1 protein-coding gene is annotated in these 243 nt (G+C 60.9%); it reads left to right on the forward strand.

The window, feature by feature from the left end; translation table 11 throughout:
• Positions 1-243, forward strand: a 243-nt coding sequence (locus J5M56_RS26290; RefSeq protein WP_207938224.1) for an amino acid permease, incomplete at both ends; no start/stop codon positions are given.

The following is a 243-nucleotide window of genomic DNA, read 5'->3' on the forward strand; positions in this document are numbered from 1 at the left end:
GCGGGATCTTTTCGCTGCCGCAGAACATGGCCGCCAGTGCCGGCGTCGGCGCGGTTCTAATTGGCTGGGCAATCACCGCAGTGGGCATGCTGACCCTGGCATTCGTGTTCCAGACCCTGGCCAACCGTAAACCTGAACTGGACTCGGGAGTCTATGCCTACGCCAAAGCTGGCTTCGGCGAGTACATGGGGTTTTCCTCGGCATGGGGGTACTGGATCAGTGCCTGGATGGGCAATGTCGGCT

Source organism: Pseudomonas sp. 51_B (assembly GCF_017491595.1).
Taxonomy (GTDB): Bacteria; Pseudomonadota; Gammaproteobacteria; order Pseudomonadales; family Pseudomonadaceae; genus Aquipseudomonas; species Aquipseudomonas promysalinigenes.